This window comes from Rhodococcus sp. C1, from assembly GCF_020809065.1.
Classification (GTDB): Bacteria; Actinomycetota; Actinomycetes; order Mycobacteriales; family Mycobacteriaceae; genus Rhodococcus_F; species Rhodococcus_F qingshengii.
Genome location: NZ_CP078080.1, coordinates 3,026,031 through 3,044,706, shown reverse-complemented (window position 1 = coordinate 3,044,706; position 18,676 = coordinate 3,026,031). Strand labels below are relative to the sequence as shown.

Genomic DNA, 18,676 nt, shown 5'->3' with positions numbered 1-18,676 from the left:
ACGACAGCAGAAAGCGGACATAGATGACCTTCAACGAGGGGGCCCGCGGCGAAGCGGGACGCGTTCAGGTTCAAGGCGGCGGGGGTGGCGGTGGCCGCGGCGGCAAAATCGCGATCGGCGGTGGCGCGGGCGGCATTATCGTTCTGATCCTGGCGCTGTTGTTCGGCGGTGACCCCGGCTCACTCCTGGGTACGTCTACCGAGACTTCGAGTTCGTCGACCGGACTGTCGTCGGTCGACGAGTGCACCGGCGCTCAGGCAAACGCCGATGTGAACTGCCGCGTCACACTGACCGTCGGAAGCCTCGACGACGTTTGGGAACAGCAGTTGGTCAAGCAGACCGGCACGGCGTACGTGCGACCCGAAGTCATTCTGTTCAGCGGTTCGGTCAACACCGGTTGCGGCCAGGCGTCTAGTGACGTCGGTCCGTTCTACTGCCCGGCCGACCAGACTGCGTACTTCGACACGAGTTTCTTCCAACTACTCGTCGACCGTTTCGGTTCCAGCGCCGGACCGCTCGCACAGGAGTACGTGGTCGCGCACGAGTTCGGACATCACATCCAGAATCAGCTCGGCGACATCGGCCGCGCGCAGGCCGACCCGCAGGGTGAGCAGTCGGGTGCGGTTCGCACCGAACTCCAGGCCGATTGCTACGCAGGCGTCTGGGCACATTTTGCGGACACGATTCCCGATCAGGCGACCGGTCAACCGTTCCTGAAGCCCTTGTCAAAAGACGACATTCGCGACGCGTTGTCCGCCGCCTCGTCGGTGGGCGACGACCGTATCCAAAAGTCCACGACCGGTCGGGTCAACCCTGAAGGTTGGACACACGGCTCCTCCGCACAGCGTCAGGCGTGGTTCATGACCGGATACCAGACCGGCCAGATTTCGTCGTGTGACACGTACTCGGCGCGGGATCTGAACAACCCGCCCGACCTCAAGCGATAGCGAATCTCCGAAACCATCCCACCGACAATTTTTTCTGTCTTGACAGATTTAGTTGTCGGTGGGATGGTTTTCTCATGTTGGACGTAGCAGTCATCGATCGCCCCGGAGCTGCCGAGGCGTCGCTCGATCCGATTCGGCAACGGATTCTGGCCGAATTGGCGGTGCCGGGATCGGCATCCTCGCTGGCGCCCCGGATCGGGCTGACACGCCAGAAGGTGAACTACCACCTGCGCACTCTCGAAGACCACGGACTTGTCGAGCTCGTCGAGGAACGCAAGCGAGGCAACATGACCGAGCGAATCATGCAGGCCAGTGCCGCGTCGTACGTCATATCCCCTGCCGCCATGTCGGCGCTCGCCCCGGACCCGGGCCGGTTCCCCGATCAACTCTCGGCGCGCTGGCTCGTCAGTCTCGCAGCGCGGATCGTCCGAGAGGTCGGCGAACTGATCGCCGGAGCAACTGCAGCCGGAAAACCGTTGGCGTCCTTTGCCATCGACAGCGACATCACCTTTGCCACGGCGGCCGACCGTGCCGCCTTCGCCGGCGAACTCGGCGAGTCGATCAACTCACTCGTCGCCAAGTATCACGACGGCAATTCCGAAGGCGGACGCAAACACCGCCTCGTTGTCGCCCTGCATCCCAGCCTCACCACACCCCAAACCATCACAACCCAAGCGATCGACGCGCCCGAAACGGAGAAGTAGCAATGTCCGAGAAATTCGAAATCCGCCGCGAGGTGGTCGTCCCAGGAACCCCCGAGCAGATCTGGGCCGCCATCTCGGCCGAAACGGCCGGCTGGATGTTCCCCTCCCCTCTCAAGATCCCCGCCGACGGCAGCCGCCCGGACAGCCCGATCATCGCCACGTGGGAGCCACCCCGCGAACTCGCCATCCACATGCAAGGCCCCGACGGCTGGTTCAACAACCTTGAATACGTCGTCGAGGCCCGCGACGAGAGCACCGCCGTTGTCCGCTACGTCCACGCCGGAGTGTTTGCCGATGACTGGGACAACCAGTACGACGGCGCGAGCAAGCACACGGACTTCTACCTGCACAGTCTCGGCCAGTACGTGCGGTACTTCGCCGGCAGGCCCACCACCTATGTCTCGGCTGAAGGCCCGGAATCCTCTTCCGCGCCGCGAGCGATGGGAACGCTTCGCAGCGCCCTCGGAATCACCTCGGGCGCCGCTGTCGGTGACTCCGCGTCGGTGGAAGTCCCCGGAATCGGAACCGTCGACGCGATTGTCGACTACATCAACGACTGGTTCATCGGCTTGCGCACCCAGGACGCATTGCTGCGGTTCTACGGCCGAAATGCTTTCGGCGGCACCGTCGACGCGGCCCATCACCTCTTCGCAGAGGGTGCTGACGGTGGATCAGCAACGGCAGCGTGGCAGGGCTGGCTCGACGGCGCGTTCGCCTGAGTCGTCACACTCCCCGCTCTGCTGACACGCGACCGTCGTCGATCGCGGTCAGCAGAGCGGCGTGATCGCGAGCATTGCGCTTGGCGTAGGCAGCCGCGAACTCCCCGATCGCGAAATCGAATTCGGTTCCGTCACCGAGATATTCGGCGATCGCTATCCGATCGGACGAGCGAGCGTGTGCGTAGGCAAGGACCCTGGCGCACAGGCGCCCGTAGAGTTCCAGCCCCTGCGGCACCATCTCTTCGATGACTGCCGACCCTTTACCGTCACGCAGTTGACGAATGTAGAAATCGTGCTCACCCTCGTCGAGCCCCGGCCCTCGTTCCCAGCCGAGAAAGATGTCGCTTGTCGCTTGCATCAAGCGTTGCCCGTTGACGACGCGTTCCCCTTCGTTCTTGAAGGTCGGACCATCGACGTAGCCGGACAATACCGAGGGTTGCGCTTCCTTGACCTGCAGGATCAACGGATCGTCGTCGTCGACTCCTTTCATGAGGATCATCCATGCGCGTGTTCCGACGCTCCCGACACCGACAACCTTCCGCGCAATGTGCGTCATCTCGAAGCTTTCGAGCAACACCCGACGGTCCCACTGCAGCGTGCTCCGATACGACCGAACGCGCTGACGTAGCAACTCCTCGATCTGCGTGAGATCGGTCCCTGCGAACAACTCGTTTGCGGGCACGATCAGCGGCGGATCACTGATGAATTGCCGCCGGCCGTCGACGATTTCGGTGAACTTGCCTGCCGCCTGCACACTGTCGCGGCGACGAGCCTTGTCCAGCGTCGCTTGTGTGCGAGCAAGCATGCGCTTCTTCAGGTCGATCTGGAGAGCCTCGAGCCCGTCCTCGGGTGCGATGTGCGAGTACCAGACTGCAAGATTTCCCAATCCTGCCTGGGTGATCATGGTTTCCCGATACTCGGCCGCGCATCCGCGAACGATCTTCTTCCGCTCCTTGCCCGAAAATCCGTTGTCCTTTGCGGCGATCACCAAACTTGCGGCCAGACGCTTGACGTCCCATTCGAACGGTCCCGGGTACGTTTCGTCGAAGTCGTTGATGTCGAACGCGAGCTTTCGCTCGGGCGTCGCATAGATACCGAAGTTGCTCAGGTGCGCGTCGCCGCAGAGTTGGCTGGCAAGACCCGAATCCGGACTGCGTGACAAATCGTCGGCCATCACCAGCGCAGCGCCGCGGAAGAACGAGAACCGCGATGCCGACATCCGCCCGTATCGGATGGGCACCAGGTCCTGTACCCGCGACTTCGCCTGCAATTCGAGCAGTGATATCGGATCACGGTCACTCTCTGCCAGATCCGCGAGCGCGGCCAATGGCGTATCTCTACGCGCCTGGCGCCCGCGCGCCCGCCTTTCGTCGACCGTGAGATGCTCGGTGCGCACTGCTGTCATCTGCCCGACCTTTCACTCGCAACGGCTATCGCTACGAACTCGACGCGTCGGGCGTCGTGCGGCCTCCTGATCCGCGCGCTGCGCGTACCAGGAGTTCCGGACTTGACACCAACGCCTTGCGCCACGGAAGTACCCCGTCGATCTCGATCTGAATCGACAGGCTCAGCACGGTCCGAATAAGAACGATCATGCCCAGAACTGCGGCGTCTGTCAGCGACGGCGACGACGTCACCGTCTTCACCAGATCAGCGGCGACAAGGATCTCGAGGCCGAGAAGGATGACCGCGCCCATGGTCTCGCGCAGAGTACGAAACGCCGAACTACCGTCCCGCGTTCGACTCCATGCGCGCCCCGCGATCACGAATGCGAACACGAACCCGAGAACCATGGCGACAACACCGAGTACCTCGAACCATTCGGTGACCAGCTCGAAGAACCTGATTTTGTCCATGGTCATGATTCTCGAGGTAATGCACCGATAAGTCGAGGTGACACGACGGCGTCAGCTGAAGATCCGCTCGATGTCGTCGAGTCGCAGCTCGGTCGCGCGGGGAGAATAGCCCGAGCCCCACAGGCTGTCGTCGACGTAATGGACGTTCCCCGAGCGGACAGCGGGAAGACGCTCCCAGAGCGGGTTCATCGCCAACTGCGCGCGGACGTCCTGCTGGTCCTGGAATGCGCCCACGATGATCACGTCGCTGGTCACCTGATCGAGTTGCTCCGCTGTGAGTGTGCGCGTGAACTCCTCCGATGTAGCTCGTTCGCCGGGGAAACCGAGGGCGTCGAGAAGAGCGTCGACCTGGTTGTAGACGACACCGTTCTCGCCGGTGCGGAGGAGGGTCACCGACGGCAACGAACCGAGGGCGGAGAGTCGATCCTTGATTGTGAGGAGGCGCTCTTCCGTTCTCGCGTTCAATTCCGCAGCAGCGTCTTCGCGTCGGACCGCGACGCCCATCGAGGTGACCAACTTCTTCATCTCGGCCCACGTGAGGTACCCGTTGAAGCCGGCGAATACTGGAACACCGGTCGCGGAGAGTTCGTCGTAGGACTTTGCCGCATAAGCATTTCCGGCGGTCAGGAGCATGACGATCAGATCCGGCGACGCGCCGATGATCGCTTCCTTGTTCCACGTCCCCGCCGTGCCGAGGTTCGGGATGTTCGCAGCCTCCGGCATCGTACGCAACACCGCGTCACCGCTCACACCCTCGAGACCGAAGAAGCCGCCGACGATCTTCTCCGGCGGCACACCGAGGTCGAGCACCGTCGCCATGGCGCTGACATGGGCGATGACCATTCGCTGCGGGTCCGACGGAATCTCGACACTGCCCGTCTCATCCTGCACTGTGACGAGACCACTTGGCGCCGAGCCGTTTTCGTCGCTGCTGCACGCTGCAAGCAAGGTCGCGGCCGCGGCACCGAGCCCGGCGCCGAGGAAACCCCTGCGCGTCAGCGCATCGACGATGCGTTTCCACTGCTCGTCTGTATCGAGTGCGGTGTTATCGAGTGCGGGCGCCAGGCAGATCGAGTTCGGCACAGTTCGGTCCATTCGTTCGAGCGGTCGAGAATCACCTCGATTGTGGCTATCGAACCGTCGAAACTGAACAGGATTTCGAGCCGACAACTATCGCTGTCCGGTCACACCTTCTTGACGACGCTCGACTTCAATTGCATCGGTCCGATGCCGTCGACCTTGCAGTCGATGTCGTGGTCACCAACACCCTGAACAAGGCGGATGTTGCGAACTTTCGTACCTGACTTGATGCCGGTCGGACTGCCCTTCACCTTGAGCGTCTTGACGACCGTCACCGTGTCGCCGTCCGCAAGAATGTTGCCTACGGCATCTTTCACCACACCCAGGTCCTCGCCGGCACTATCGGTCGGCGCCCACTCGTGCGCGCAGGACGGGCAGACCATCAACGCGCCCATCTCGTAGGTGTATTCGCCGGCGCATTCAGGGCAAGGGGGCAAGGTGTCTTCCACGCGGTTCATCCTATCCACCAGGCACCCGATCCCCATTTTTGCATTTCATGAGGCATTCTTGGGCGAAATATTGCATTCGATGAAACTTTGCACTCTGTGCAATTATGGATGAAATGGGAACCGAAACTCTCGGATTGCGCGAACGAAAACGAATTGCGACGAGGCAGCTGATCGAGCACACCGCCGTCGAACTCGTTCTCGACCTGGGCTATGACGAAGTGACCGTCGAGAAAATCTGCGAAGCCTGCAATCTGTCGACCCGCACGTTCTTCAACTACTTCCCCACCAAGGACGCAGCGATCGGTGGGCTCATGCTCGTCGTGCCAAGTGAGACGACCATGCTCACGCTCATCGGCGAGCACCCGGACGATCCGCTGCGCGGCGCTCTCGCGGTATTCGAGGCGGCGATGCAAATCGTCGACGAGCGACCCGATCTGCTCGCGCATCGACGCGAATTGTTCGAGCGTCATCCCACGCTGTTGCAACAACATCTGGCCACCTTCCACGATCTTGAAGACACGCTCACCCGGATCCTCACGCGGGAGTTGTCGAACAGAACCGAGTATCGCCGCCTGCACTCGGACACAGCCGCTGCCGACGAAGCCACAGCAACGGTCATCACCGCAGGCGCCGCGATGCGTTACGTCTTCCGAAAATGGCAGAACAGTGAACGGGCAAGCCCCAGAACAGATTTGCTCGATCCGGCACTACTCCTGATGGCTCGAATACTGAGGTCCGAGAGCTGATCCACACTCTCGCACCCGCCGTCACTCAACTAAGGAACTACATGTCCACTCGAGAAGCTGCGACCGTCGAGCCCGACGGCACGCATACCGACACCGAGGCCTCGCCGGACAAACGGTCGATCATCCTCGTTTTTGTCGGGCTGATGATCACGATGCTTCTGGCTTCGCTCGACCAGATGATCTTCAGTACCGCTTTGCCCACCATCGTGGGCGAATTGAACGGCGTCAACCACATGGTCTGGGTGACGACGGCATACATCCTCGCCTCGACCGTCATGATGCCGGTGTACGGAAAACTCGGTGACCTGATCGGCCGCAAGGGCCTCTTCATCGGCGCCATCAGCATTTTCATCGTCGGTTCGGTGATCGGCGGTCTGTCCCACGACATGACCACACTCATCGCTGGTCGAGCCGTGCAGGGACTCGGCGGCGGCGGATTGATCCTGCTGTCCCAGGCGATCATCGCCGACGTCGTCCCCGCCAGGCAACGCGGCCGGTACATGGGTGCGATGGGCGGGGTGTTCGCACTGGCTTCGGTTGCCGGTCCCCTACTCGGCGGCTGGTTCACCGAGGGCATCGGTTGGCGTTGGGCCTTCTGGATCAACATCCCCCTAGGCCTACTCGCCATCGCGAGCGCGATGGCATTTCTGCACCTGCGGAAGCCGAACCTCGGCAAGCCTCGCATCGACTATCTGGGCATGGTTCTCGTCGCGACGGCAGCGACGTGTCTGATCCTGTTCACGACCTGGGGCGGAAACACCTACGCCTGGGGATCGGCCGTCATCATCGGGTTGATCGTCGGCTGCGTCGTGACGGCAGTGGCTTTTGTCTTCGTCGAAAAGCGTGCCGACGAACCGGTGATTCCGATGCACCTGTTCGCTCAGCGCAACTTCGTGTTGACCACCGTCGCCGGCCTGATCATCGGAATCGCCATGTTCGGTGCGCTCGCCTACCTGCCGACCTACATCCAAATGGTGACAGGCAAGAACGCCACCGAAGCTGGATTGATGATGATTCCCATGATGGCGGGCCTGCTCGTCGCCTCCATCGGGTCCGGCCAGCTGGTCAGCAAGACCGGCCGCTACAAGATCTTCCCCATCGTCGGAACATCCATCGTCGCTGTTGCTCTGGTCCTGCTCTCACGTCTGACGCCGTCGACCTCACTGCTGGTCTTCGGTTGCTACATCGCACTCATGGGTATCGGACTCGGCCTCGTCATGCAGATCTTGATCTTGATCGTGCAGAACACCTTCCCCGCGGCCGAAGTGGGAACGGCCACCGCGTCGAACAACTTCTTCCGCCAGATCGGTGCGTCGTTGGGCAGCGCGATCGTGGGCAGCCTGTTCGCCTCGCGTCTGACCAATCTCCTGGCCGAGCGACTCCCGGCGAATGGCGGCGCGGTCGGTGGTGACGAGAACTCCTTGACCCCGGGAATCCTCTGGAAGTTGCCGAGCCAGGTTCGCGAGATCATCGTCGGTGCATACAACGACGCGCTGGCGCCGATCTTCCTCTACCTCGTCCCCTTGGTCATCGCAGCGGTCGTGTTGTTGCTCTTCGTCAAGGAGAAGCCACTCGCGACGACGATCGATCGCTCTGCACCCCCGCTCGAGTAATTGACTATCGTGGCGTGATGTCGCACGCACCGAATACGCCCAGACGCACTCTCGCTGTTCTGGGCGTATTCGGCGTTGCGGTGGTCGTAGTGGTCGCCGGCGCACTGTGGTGGTTCGCGCGCGGCGACGACGCTCTTGCCGGCGAGAATCTCGATTCGTTCCCGGCCGTCGACCACAGCATTCTCAGCGCTCAGCAGAGTGCGCTACTGGGCGTCCTCGAGCAGGAATGGGAGTCAGGGAGTCCCGGCACCAAGTACGCCGAGGGTGTCGAAGAATCGTGGTGTGCCGATTTCGTGAGCTGGTCGATGAACCAGATCGGCACGCCGTTCTCGAACCCCAACTCAGGGTCGTGGCGCATCCCCGGGGTGTACACGCTGCAGGAGTATTACGAGTCCGTCGACGCGTTTGTCCCCTACGGTCAGGACTACCAACCCAAGGTCGGCGACACGATCCTGTACGGCGACTCGAGCCCCTTCGGCCAACACGTCAACGTCGTTCTGGTCAACGACGCCGGCACTCTGACGACCGTCGGCGGCAACGAGAACAACAAGGTCATGCTCCATCGCATCGTCCCGTCGGAAGTCCCGGGGATCGTCGGGTTCGGCGTCATCTGAGCCCGAGCCCCACCGTCGTTGCTTGATGGTTCTTGCGATGTGCAGAGGTGAGGCTACAGATTCGGGGTTGCCGTTGGATGGCACTTGCTATCGACCAATATTCGGATAATTCCGTGTTTCCGTCATTGACAGATATTAGACATCTGTGAAGAAGTTTCCCTGCCAACTAGATTCGTATCCAGCTGTCCCCCACCCAGAACAGGAATTCGATGCGCCCTGGTGAGCTCACCACTCTCGAGCAGATACAACTCATGGCCCGCGCGGCTGCTGCGCAGGCCATGAGTGCTCCGTCGATGCTCCGACTGCGGCTCGGCCGCTACCCCACTCGCACACCCGAGCTGCGCAAACGCCCACTCCCCGACACCAAGCTGTGCAGCGAAGCGCTCGATCACGCCAGAGGAACCCTGTCCCCCGCGGTCTTGAACCACAGCCTGCGCTGCTGGATCTGGGCCGACGCCTTCGCGCAGATCGATGCGATCGAGTACGACCCCGAAGATCTCTTCACTGCGTGCGCCCTTCACGATGTCGGACTGGGCGCAGAAGGATCGGCCGAGCACGGCTGTTTCACCTACATCAGTGCCGCAGACGCAGAAGAACTCGCGACCAGAGTGGGAACTTCGGAGAGGTCGGTACAGCGAATCGGCGAAGCGATCCGTCTGCACATGGATCTGACCGTCGACCGCGGCGCGGGCGCTGACGCCTACCTACTGCATGCCGCAGCGCATTTCGACGTTGCCGGTCGGCGTGCGCCCGAAATTCCGCGAGCAACTGTTGATGCAACAATCGCGGAGTACCCGCGAACAGGGTTCACCGACGCCTTCGCGCAGTCGATGCGGCGCGAGGTCGAGCTCCGTCCTAACTCTCGCGCGGCGACGCTCTGGAGATCGGGAATGGCCTTGCCGTTGCGTACCAATCCCCTGGATTGGAAGAGCCGGTAACTACGAAAAGTCCTCGAGCACTGCGGTTCGCGCCCCTCCAACGTTCCCGGTATTCATCACGCCAACGGGTTCGATCAACATCACCTCCGCTTCGTCCTCGGCGATCGGGCAATGTTCGACTCCGCGAGGTACCACGAACAGTTCACCGGGCCCCAGTCGAACATCTCCGTTTCGGAGTTGGATTCGAATCTGCCCCTTCGTCACCAGGAACATTTCGTCGGTGTCGGTGTGGGAGTGCCAGACGAATTCACCTTTGATCTTGACGATCTTGATCTCGTAATCATTGAGGGCCGCAATCTTCTTGGGCGACCAGTGCTCGGTGAACTGACCGAACTTCTCGCGGAGCGATACCGCTGTTGCCGAACTGTTCATGTTGTTCCTCCCTCGGGCGCGCCACCATCGCGATGACGACCCCGCCACTCTTCGTCACCCGAGGCAGCTGCGTCTTGTACGTTTCTGACATGGATCCCCGCGGCGCACAGATCACCGCGTGGGCACCGGGCCTCGCGGGAATCACCGAGGTCTTCCATGCCGATTTCGTCGGACACGCCTATCCCAAACACACGCACGATCAGTGGTCTCTGATGCTCGTCGACCGCGGCACGATTGCATACGACCTCGATCATCGCGCTCATGGCGCGGCACCCGAGATCGTGACTCTGTTGCCGCCAGGCATCGCACACGACGGAGTTCCGGTCACCGAGGCCGGATTTCGTCAACGAATCCTCTACCTCGACACGTCAGTTCTCGGCGAGGTCCTCATAGGCCCGGCGGTGGACAGCCCCGAGATTCGAGACCCTCTGCTGCGCCATCGCATCGATCAACTGCACTCTGCACTCGGCCCGGACGGCGAATCACTCGAGGCCGAAAGTCGCCTGGGATTCCTCGCTGAAAGATTGAACGAGATCCTCACACCGGCCACAGGTCGATCCCGTCACACGCGGACCGTTGACGAACGCGTTGCCGATCAACTTCGGGACCTGCTCGATGCGCGACTCACAACGGGAATCACGATGCGGGAAGCGTCGAACATCCTGCAGCGGAACCCCACGTATCTGATCAAGAACTTCGCGAAGCATTTCGGGCTTCCGCCTCACAAGTACGTGACGGGACGACGAATCGATCTGGCGCGACGCGCAATCCTCGCCGGGCGCGAATTGGCGGACGTGGCCGTCGACGTCGGATTCCACGATCAATCCCACCTGTCGCGGCACTTCGTCAAGCATGTCGGGGCGCCGCCCGGCAAATACTCACTGAACGTGGCCAGTGGAGCGCGCTAGTCGCAGCACCTGGCACCGGTTTCGTCGAGCAGACACTGGTTCCGGTCAGCTGGAGTCTGTGTCCACTGAATGAAAACGGTGTCAGGTCCCAACGATCAAGCAGCCGTCTCGAGGTCGACCAGGAGGAAGTCCTCGCGCCGCGGCCCGTATTCACGATCGGTCAGCTGATACGAGCGCAACGCGCGAGGTGCACGGGCCAACTCGTAGAAGCGCTCGGAGCCAGGCACGAGTTGCCTCGTAGCCCAACCCCAGTTCGGGCCGTGCGGAAACTTCGGGTCGGGCAGCATGTCGGACTCCATCGACATGAGCCGCAGGCGCCGAACTACCCCGGTCGTGGCGGCACTCTCGTCGAAATCGATCCATGCCTGACGGGCATTTGTGTCGTCACGAGGAGTTCCGGCGCGTAGTTGCAAAGCGCCCGCGGCTTCGATCCGAGAAGGCAACGGTGGTTCGGCGTCGAACATGAATTGCAGTGCAGCGACGCGAGCGATCGCCGGCTGGACCGGCTCCCGAATGCCTGACCCGTCGCGAGGCAGTCTCCACATCAATGGTTTCGAACTCGTGCGCACTTCCGCCGTCAAGACCCACGCCGGCTCGACTACCGCCCACCTGCTCGGGCTGTCGACATTCCAGGAGAGTCCCCACCGGACGGTCTCCCCCAATTCGGGAGGGACAAACCACCGAAGACGCAGACCGTCGATGACTACCGGCGTGATCATCGTGTCGAGGTTCGCCGACGCACCGACCATTCGACCGGCTCGACCGCATCGTCCAGCCCGAGAACCACGCGAGCTGCATTGCGCCCTTGATCGAACAGGGACTGGCGAACCGTCGTCAGGCCGGCGTCCGATGCGGCTGTTGTGTCGTCCCATCCGACGACTGCGACATCGTCGGGCAGCGCGAGGCCGAGTTCACGGATCGCGTCCAGAACCCCCAGAGCCAGTTCGTCACTCATCGCCAAGATGACATCGGGCCTTCGGCTCTCGGGAACGTCGAGCAGGGACCGAGCCATCCGCGCACCCTCGCTCCGCTCGTTGACAGTGACGACCCCTACCCGCACCGAGGGCCAATCGAGGCCCGCGTCGCGGACGGCGCGCTCGTAGCCCTCGAGCCGATGGCGGGACACCGGAAAGAACGCTTCACCTGGATCCACGTCCATCCGAATCTCGGACCGACGCTCACGATCCCACGGAAGGCTGATCACCGCGGGCCGCTGCGCCCCCGACAACCCGACTGCCCCGATCGCAACGGCGCCGGCAACATCGTCCATCCCGACGAGATCCACACCCTCGTGCAACGGACCACCCTGGATGCATGCGGGTTTTCCGGTGCCGACAATCGCGTCGAGGATGGGATCGTCGAAGACGGTGGTCCAGACGACAAAACCGTCTACTGCCGCGTCGCGAACTCTGTCGACGTCTCCCGGTTTCCCCGAGTTCGGCAGCATCATCAGCCCGGCGTTCGCATCCAGGCACGCTTCGGCGACTCCCGAGAGGAATCGCCGAGCTACTGCGTCTTCGAAGGCGTACGTCAGCTTCTCGCTGAAGACGACCGCGATGTTGTTGAATTTCCCGCTCCGCAAGGACTGCGCCGCCCGGTTCGGGCCCGCGTACTCGAGCTCTTCGGCGGCGGCGAACACCTTGGCCCGCGTTGATTCAGACACGCGCTCGGGCTGCGCGAAGGAGTACGACACCGACATCACCGACACGCCTGCGGCCTTGGCGACGTCGGCCATCGTCGGACGACTCGAACGCTGCGCACGTATGGCCATGAGCATCAGCATAGCGAGTGGAAAATATCCATTGCGCAGGTGTGTATCGATACATGTATCGTTACACAACATGAGTGCTCGACTGCCGAAGGCAACCACGCTACGGCTGATGACACTGGCCGGAGCAGCCTTCGCCTACGTGACGGCCGAAATGCTCCCCGTCGGACTGCTCAGCGAAATCTCGACGGACCTCGACGTCACCGAAGGGCGTGTCGGCCTACTGCTGACCTTCTACGCATACGGTGTCGCGGTCTTGACGCTTCCACTGATCGGAGCGGTCAAAACCTGGCCGCGACGACGCGTCGTCGTTCTGACGGTGGCCACCCTCGCGGTGTCGCAACTGGTCGCAGCATTGGCCGTCAACTATCCGATGCTGGTGATCGGACGATTGCTCTGCGCTGCGACGCACGGAGTGTTCTGGGCTGTCGTTGCCCCGGTCGCAGCCACTCTGGTTCCGCGCGGACAACAGGGCAAGGCCATCGCGATGGTGTATGCCGGTACGTCTCTCGCATTTGTTCTCGGAGGTCCACTGTCTTCGGCGATCGGCCAGTCCTGGGGTTGGCGGACCGCATCGGCGGCAATCGGTGTGGTGGCAGTGGTCATTGCTTTCTCACTGCATCGTGCGTTGCCCGAAATGCCGGTCGATCAACACCATCGGAGCAAGCGAGACAAACCGAAGCCGACGCCGGCGATGAAACGGGCACTCGCCGTCATCTGCGCGGCAACGCTGTTTGCCGCCCTGGGGCAATTCGCTTCGTACACGTTCTTCACACTTCTGGTGGAGGAAAGCCTCGGCTCGTCCGGTGGCATCCGTACCGCGATGCTTCTGGTCTACGGCGCCGCCGGCGCCGTCGGAGTGTGGGTCGCCGGCAAGTACTACGACCGCCGACCGCGCCTCTTCACGCTCATCTCGATCGCGACGGTGGCAGGCGCGCTGGCCATCTTCTGGCTCTTGGCGCCGTCGATGGGAGCGTTCGCTGTCGTCGCCACGATCTTGTGGGGTGCGGCGTTCACCACCGTTCCGATCTGCCTCCAGTCCTCGGTTCTGCGCGCCGTCCCTATCGGGACCGACCGTGCCTCGGCCATCTACGTTGTCGTGTTCCAGATCGCGATTGCAACGGGCGCTCTGCTCGGTGCGGCCGTCGTCGACAGTGGCGGGCTCTCACATCTGGCGGGCATCGGGGTCGCTCTGATGATCGCTTCGTTGGCGATAGTCGGGTTCGGCCGACGCGCGTTTCCCCAGGAACCGGAACGGTCTACTCACTCCCCCACCGACGCGCCGGCCGGACTCTCGTCGTAGATCAGGGTGTATCGCCAGAACAGTCGTCTCCTGATCCGGCTACCTGGCAAATACAACGCGGCCGCGCGTCGGACGTCAGCCATCGACTCACCCGGTTCCGCGGTGGGAGCTGTCATCGCCTTCAGTGGCTCGGAGGCAACCCGTCGATGCTTGACGACGCCGACGACGGGATTGCACACGGTCGCCAACACCGACAGGAGTGCGTCGGTGGGTGTGGTCGACCGATAACACCCGACCACGACGAGCCGCCCGCCCGGTTCGAGCAGGCTACTCAGCTGCTTCATCGATTCTTCGAGTGGAAGATGATGCAACGCTGCGACGACTGTGATCGCGTCGTACTTCGCCTCGGATGCAAAGTCCTCGATCCGCTGCGCGTCGATGATCACGTTCCCGTCGTCGACAAACCTTGCGCGCACGGCGGCCGAGGTTGTCAGGTCGGGTTCCACACCGACCACCACGTCGAACCGCCGACGCAAGAGGTCGATCAGATTGCCGGTCCCGCACCCCACGTCGAGAGCGCGACCGGACCTGACCCCGCGCAGATTACGTAGAACCCACCGGCCGTAGTAATCGTTGTGACTCCACGGATGGCGTCGGTTGAAACCGTCCACGCGAGCAATCACACCCATACCCGACGGTATCAATCCGAGCCTGCGCACCGGCCGTCACAACCGCGGGTCGACCGGCTCCGATTCGAGAGCCAACACCGCGAACACGGCCTGGTGCGCTCGCCACAAAGGTTCACGGTCGACGAGCCTGGATACCGCCTCCATGCCGAGCGCGTACTCGCGCAGCGCCATCGACTGCTTGTGTCCGAGGTTGCGATTGCGTAGCCGAGCAAGTGTCGACGGTTCGAGGTAGTCGGCACCGTAGATCAACCGTAGGTACTCCCGGCCGCGGACCTTGATCCCTGGCTGAACCTTCGCGTCGTACCCCCGCGGTCCGTGAATCTGATTCGCCAGCGGTTTGACGACCATCCCCTCACCACCGTCGCCGGTGAGCGACTCCCACCACTTCGTCGCTTCGAACACCGAGTCCTCGGAACCGAGATCGACCACCAGGCGACGTGTAGTGGTAAATCGACTCGGGTCGGCCGCGGCCAGGCGGTCCGAAATACCGAGGTGCCATTCGTGATCCCGTTCCCCGTACGACTGGCCCTCGGCCGCCAGAATCTGGAACGGCGCGATGGTGACGCCGTCCAGTCCGTTCGTCGGCCACACGTACCGTCGGTACGCCTCGCCGAAGCGCTCGATACTGGCGGCCCGAACAGTTGTCTGTTCGAACATCTCCGCCACGTCCAGGCCCCGCGACCCGGCCCGCGCCAGCACGGCCTCGCGAGCTGTGAGGTCTGATCGCCCGGCCGCCGCGACCGACGCGTACTGCGAGCGCAGCAGACCTTCCGCTTTGACGTTCCACGGCAACAGTTCGCAGTCGAGGAGCAGCCAGTCGGTGCCCAGCTCTTCCCACAACCCAGCGGAGGTGACTGCGGCGGCGATGTCGTCGATCAACTGCTGAGTCAGGTCGTCGTCGAAGAACTGGCGGCCGGTGCGGGTGTGCACCATCCCGGTGAGCGCATCCGGTGCGTCGAAGCGGGACTGAGCAACCGATCGATCACGGCACACGAGCACCACTGCCCGCGAACCCATGTGCTTCTCTTCGCAGATCACTGTTCCGATTCCGCCGGCCCGGTATGCGTCGAACGCGGTCGACGGGTGTTCCAGATAGTCATCGGATTGGGCGCTCGCGCAGGGCGCCATGGTCGGCGGTAGGTACCGCAGCCATTGCGGCGCGACCGCGAATCGGCTCATCACTTCCAAGGCGCCGGCAGCGTTGTCGGTGCGAACGGACACTCGACCGCGCAGTTCGGTGTCGACGCCGGTCGTTTCGAGGACGTCGGCGAGATCGAGCACATCCGGATCACGAGTCGGCGGTGCCAGCGGTACCACCGGCTCGTACCAAACCTGCTCCGCCGGAACCGACACGATCTCTCGTTCCGGGTATCGAAGGGCGGTGAGGGATCCACCGAAGACGCACCCGGTGTCGAGGCACGCGGTGTTGTTGATCCATTCCACCTCGTGCACCGGCGTGTGACCGTAGAGGACCGTCGCTGATCCTCGGTAGTCCTGCGCCCACGGGTATCGAACGGGTAAGCCGAATTCGTCCGTCTCACCGGTAGTTTCACCGTAGAGCGCAAAGCTCCGGACTCGACCGGATGCCCTGTTGTGGTAGTCCTCCTTGAGACCGGCGTGCGCGACAACGAGTTTGCCGTCGTCCAGGACGAGGTGCGCGACGAGGCCGTCACAGAAGTCGACGACGCTTTCGCGGAACTCCGCCGACTCGGTGGCCATCTGCTCGAGGGTCTCGGCGAGTCCGTGACTGGCCGTGACCTTCTTACCGCGCAAGGCCTTGACGAGTTTGTTCTCGTGGTTACCCGGAACCGCTATCGCATGTCCCGCCGCGACCATCCCCATGACCAGACGCAGCACACCGACCGAATCCGGTCCTCGATCCACGTAGTCACCGAGGAAGACGGCAGTTCGCCCTTCCGGCGGCACCGCACCGACAGCTCTGCCATCGGTCCCGTAGTCGACGGTGTAGCCGAGTTTCACGAGGAGCGTCTCGAGCTCGCTTCGACATCCGTGGATGTCACCGATGACGTCGAACGGACCACGCTCGACACGCAGATCGCTGCGGAGCGGGTGGCGCAAGAATGTGGCTTCGGAAACCGCGTCCTCACCTCTGAGTATGTGAACCGAACGGAAACCTTCCTTGCCCAACCCGCGAAGCGAGCGAGTCAGCTGTTGGTGCTGGCGGCGAATGACGTCGCGTCCGAACGTCCGATCAGAGCGTGCGTCGTTGCGCGCAGAACAGACCGATTCCGGAATATCGAGCACGACTGCCACCGGCAGTATGTCGTGCTCGCGAGCCAACGCAACGAGTCGCTTGCGCGCGGCGGGCTGGACGTTGGTCGCGTCGACCACCGTGAGGCGTCCGCGTCGCAAACGCTTGGCCGCGACGAACTCCAGCACTTCGAAAGCATCGGACGTCGACTCCTGTGAGTTCGGATCATCACTGACCCACCCTCTGAATGTGTCACTCGAGAGAGTTTCGAACTCACCGAAGTGGCGCGCCGCGAAGGTCGACTTTCCCGAGCCACTGACGCCGATGAGTACTACCAGGGCGAGATCTGGAATCTCGTACACCGTCATGACGTTCGTGCCTCCTTCGTGAAGATTGCCATCTGTGTCGGTCCGCCAAGGACCGGATCAATTGCTCCGACAAATTCGAACTCCACGCAATAGCCGTGGACTCGGGCCGTTTCGGTTGCCCAGTCGCGGAATTGGGTCCGTGAGAACTCGAACCGGTGATCCGGGTGCCTGAACTCTCCCTCTGCCAACGCCGGATACAGCACGTTGTAGTCGGCATTCGGAGTAGTCAGCAGCACATACTGCGGTGCTGCGTCCACGAAGACCGATCTGACCAGAGCCGGCAGGCGCGCCGTGTCGACGTGCTCGACCACCTCCATCAGCACGGCTGCGTCGAAGCCTTTCAAGCGTGCGTCGCGGTACGTCGCGGACGACTGCATCAAAGACACACGATCACGTTGGGCGTCGGACATTTCGGTGAACTTCAATCTGCGTTGCGCCCGTGTCAGTTCGCGCGCGCTCACATCGACGCCGACAAGTTTGTCGAATTGAGCGTGCGGCATCAGCGCCTCGATCAGTTTGCCTTCGCCGCAACCGATGTCGACAATCGTTCTGACGTGCAGTCGCTGAAGCGTCGCCAAAACTGCGTCGACGCGAAGCCGTGCCAGCGGCGGATCCGGTCGCGGTAGTTCGATCTGCGCCTCTGCTTGGTCGGGAATCAGTCGATCGACCACCGATTCGACCAGGTCGCGTCGACGCGCCAGGTAGCGGGACATGATCAGCGCGGAATCCGGATGCGACGCCAACCACTCTCCAGCGACGCGGATCAACTTGTCTGCCTCGTCGGGTCCCACCCAGTAGTGCTTCACGTCGTCGAGGACCGGCAACAGCACGTAGAGGTGCCGAAGGGCACTCTGCACCGTGTGTTCCCCGGTGAGCGTCAACGACACGAAGTCGGAGTTTCCCCACGTCGGCAGGTGCGGATCAAGCTGCACCGGTATCGCGGTCACATCCCAGCCCAGCGGCTCGAACAACCGACGAGGCAATTCCGCATCGCCGCCACACGGAACCACCGGAATCGAGACGGTCAACGCGAGTTCGGTTCCAACGAGTTCCGGGTGCGACTTGCACGTTCCCGTCAACGCGGTGCGAAACAGCTTCGACAGAGCAACCGAGAGTATGGACGACGCCGCATACGGCCGATCATTGACATACTCACCCAGCGAAAAGTTGTCGCCACTCTTGCCGCGTCGATACCTACTCTGCACAAGTTCGATGGGGTCGACGTCCACAATCACTGCCACCGTGGTCTTTTCGGCTGAGGCCTCCGGGTACAGAACCGTGGCGGTGCCGATCGCCAAGTCGAAGCTTTGCACGCGGTCGGGATGTTTGTGCAGCAGGTAGCTCAACGCGGTCGCATCAGGAGTCTGCGGGGTCGGGGTGGACGTCAGTGTGAGTAGCACCAGGCGAATGTAGCCCGGCAAACGTCCGCGGCGCCTCCGATTTACGCGCC

At 62.5% G+C, this 18,676-nt stretch carries 19 protein-coding genes; 9 read left to right on the top strand and 10 right to left on the bottom strand.

The window, feature by feature from the left end; translation table 11 throughout:
* The first annotated feature begins 23 nt into the window (after positions 1 to 23).
* The 3 genes from KTR60_RS14135 to KTR60_RS14125 all read left to right on the top strand — a co-directional run bounded on the left by KTR60_RS14135 (position 24) and on the right by KTR60_RS14125 (position 2,370).
* Positions 24 to 947, top strand: coding sequence for a neutral zinc metallopeptidase (locus tag KTR60_RS14135; RefSeq protein ID WP_003945028.1), 924 nt, complete (start codon positions 24 to 26; stop codon positions 945 to 947).
* 74 nt (positions 948 to 1,021) lie between these two features.
* Entirely contained in the window at positions 1,022 to 1,651 is a 630-nt protein-coding gene (locus KTR60_RS14130) for an ArsR/SmtB family transcription factor (protein WP_007728048.1), read from the top strand.
* A 2-nt stretch (positions 1,652 to 1,653) separates the two neighbouring features.
* Positions 1,654 to 2,370 (top strand): SRPBCC domain-containing protein, encoded by a 717-nt coding sequence (locus tag KTR60_RS14125; RefSeq protein WP_228402243.1) that lies wholly within the window; start codon positions 1,654 to 1,656, stop codon positions 2,368 to 2,370.
* A 4-nt stretch (positions 2,371 to 2,374) separates the two neighbouring features.
* Here the strand turns inward: KTR60_RS14125 and KTR60_RS14120 are convergent, their stop codons facing one another.
* From KTR60_RS14120 to KTR60_RS14105, 4 genes are all read right to left on the bottom strand, one after another.
* Entirely contained in the window at positions 2,375 to 3,775 is a 1,401-nt protein-coding gene (locus KTR60_RS14120) for a DUF2252 domain-containing protein (protein ID WP_007728051.1), read from the bottom strand.
* A gap of 31 nt (positions 3,776 to 3,806) precedes the next feature.
* Positions 3,807 to 4,226, bottom strand: a complete 420-nt coding sequence (locus KTR60_RS14115) for a DUF1622 domain-containing protein (RefSeq protein WP_007728052.1) — start codon at positions 4,224 to 4,226, stop codon at positions 3,807 to 3,809.
* Between the two features lie 51 nt (positions 4,227 to 4,277).
* On the bottom strand, positions 4,278 to 5,309 hold the full coding sequence (locus KTR60_RS14110; protein ID WP_228402242.1) for an ABC transporter substrate-binding protein: 1,032 nt from the start codon (positions 5,307 to 5,309) through the stop codon (positions 4,278 to 4,280).
* 101 nt (positions 5,310 to 5,410) lie between these two features.
* Positions 5,411 to 5,764 (bottom strand): zinc ribbon domain-containing protein YjdM, encoded by a 354-nt coding sequence (locus KTR60_RS14105; RefSeq protein ID WP_164490578.1) that lies wholly within the window; start codon positions 5,762 to 5,764, stop codon positions 5,411 to 5,413.
* Positions 5,765 to 5,868: 104 nt separating this feature from the next.
* Here KTR60_RS14105 and KTR60_RS14100 point away from each other — a divergent pair, with 104 nt between their 5' ends.
* From KTR60_RS14100 to KTR60_RS14085, 4 genes are all read left to right on the top strand, one after another.
* Entirely contained in the window at positions 5,869 to 6,501 is a 633-nt protein-coding gene (locus KTR60_RS14100; protein ID WP_003944787.1) for a TetR/AcrR family transcriptional regulator, read from the top strand.
* A 41-nt stretch (positions 6,502 to 6,542) separates the two neighbouring features.
* Positions 6,543 to 8,114: an MDR family MFS transporter gene (locus KTR60_RS14095; RefSeq protein ID WP_003944867.1), complete on the top strand. Its 1,572-nt coding sequence runs from the start codon at positions 6,543 to 6,545 to the stop codon at positions 8,112 to 8,114.
* Between the two features lie 17 nt (positions 8,115 to 8,131).
* Positions 8,132 to 8,728: a CHAP domain-containing protein gene (locus KTR60_RS14090; RefSeq protein ID WP_007728059.1), complete on the top strand. Its 597-nt coding sequence runs from the start codon at positions 8,132 to 8,134 to the stop codon at positions 8,726 to 8,728.
* Between the two features lie 209 nt (positions 8,729 to 8,937).
* Complete coding sequence (locus KTR60_RS14085; RefSeq protein ID WP_211920212.1) at positions 8,938 to 9,666, top strand: HD domain-containing protein; 729 nt, start codon at positions 8,938 to 8,940, stop codon at positions 9,664 to 9,666.
* Here KTR60_RS14085 and KTR60_RS14080 read toward each other — a convergent pair whose 3' ends face one another.
* Complete coding sequence (locus KTR60_RS14080) at positions 9,667 to 10,038, bottom strand: cupin domain-containing protein (RefSeq protein WP_054831940.1); 372 nt, start codon at positions 10,036 to 10,038, stop codon at positions 9,667 to 9,669. It lies immediately after the preceding gene.
* An 89-nt stretch (positions 10,039 to 10,127) separates the two neighbouring features.
* On the opposite strand from KTR60_RS14080, the gene KTR60_RS14075 reads away from it, so the two are divergent.
* Complete coding sequence (locus KTR60_RS14075) at positions 10,128 to 10,946, top strand: helix-turn-helix domain-containing protein (protein WP_054188204.1); 819 nt, start codon at positions 10,128 to 10,130, stop codon at positions 10,944 to 10,946.
* 95 nt (positions 10,947 to 11,041) lie between these two features.
* On the opposite strand, the gene KTR60_RS14070 is transcribed toward KTR60_RS14075, so the two are convergent.
* Together KTR60_RS14070 and KTR60_RS14065 are read right to left on the bottom strand one after the other, a co-directional pair.
* Positions 11,042 to 11,665, bottom strand: coding sequence for a hypothetical protein (locus KTR60_RS14070; RefSeq protein WP_228402241.1), 624 nt, complete (start codon positions 11,663 to 11,665; stop codon positions 11,042 to 11,044).
* On the bottom strand, positions 11,662 to 12,717 hold the full coding sequence (locus KTR60_RS14065) for a LacI family DNA-binding transcriptional regulator (RefSeq protein WP_228402240.1): 1,056 nt from the start codon (positions 12,715 to 12,717) through the stop codon (positions 11,662 to 11,664). Before KTR60_RS14065 ends, KTR60_RS14070 begins: the two co-directional genes overlap by 4 nt.
* Positions 12,718 to 12,787: 70 nt before the next feature.
* Between KTR60_RS14065 and KTR60_RS14060 the strand changes: the two genes are divergently transcribed.
* Complete coding sequence (locus KTR60_RS14060; protein ID WP_039972887.1) at positions 12,788 to 14,017, top strand: MFS transporter; 1,230 nt, start codon at positions 12,788 to 12,790, stop codon at positions 14,015 to 14,017.
* On the opposite strand, the gene KTR60_RS14055 is transcribed toward KTR60_RS14060, so the two are convergent.
* The 3 genes from KTR60_RS14055 to KTR60_RS14045 are packed head-to-tail and all read right to left on the bottom strand — an operon-like array spanning position 13,978 to position 18,626.
* Positions 13,978 to 14,646 (bottom strand): class I SAM-dependent methyltransferase, encoded by a 669-nt coding sequence (locus KTR60_RS14055; RefSeq protein ID WP_208689551.1) that lies wholly within the window; start codon positions 14,644 to 14,646, stop codon positions 13,978 to 13,980. The genes KTR60_RS14060 and KTR60_RS14055 overlap by 40 nt on opposite strands.
* A 36-nt stretch (positions 14,647 to 14,682) precedes the next feature.
* Positions 14,683 to 17,226: a polynucleotide kinase-phosphatase gene (locus tag KTR60_RS14050; RefSeq protein WP_228402239.1), complete on the bottom strand. Its 2,544-nt coding sequence runs from the start codon at positions 17,224 to 17,226 to the stop codon at positions 14,683 to 14,685.
* Positions 17,223 to 18,626, bottom strand: coding sequence for a 3' terminal RNA ribose 2'-O-methyltransferase Hen1 (locus tag KTR60_RS14045; RefSeq protein ID WP_370852744.1), 1,404 nt, complete (start codon positions 18,624 to 18,626; stop codon positions 17,223 to 17,225). Before KTR60_RS14045 ends, KTR60_RS14050 begins: the two co-directional genes overlap by 4 nt.
* Between the last annotated feature and the right edge of the window lie 50 nt (positions 18,627 to 18,676).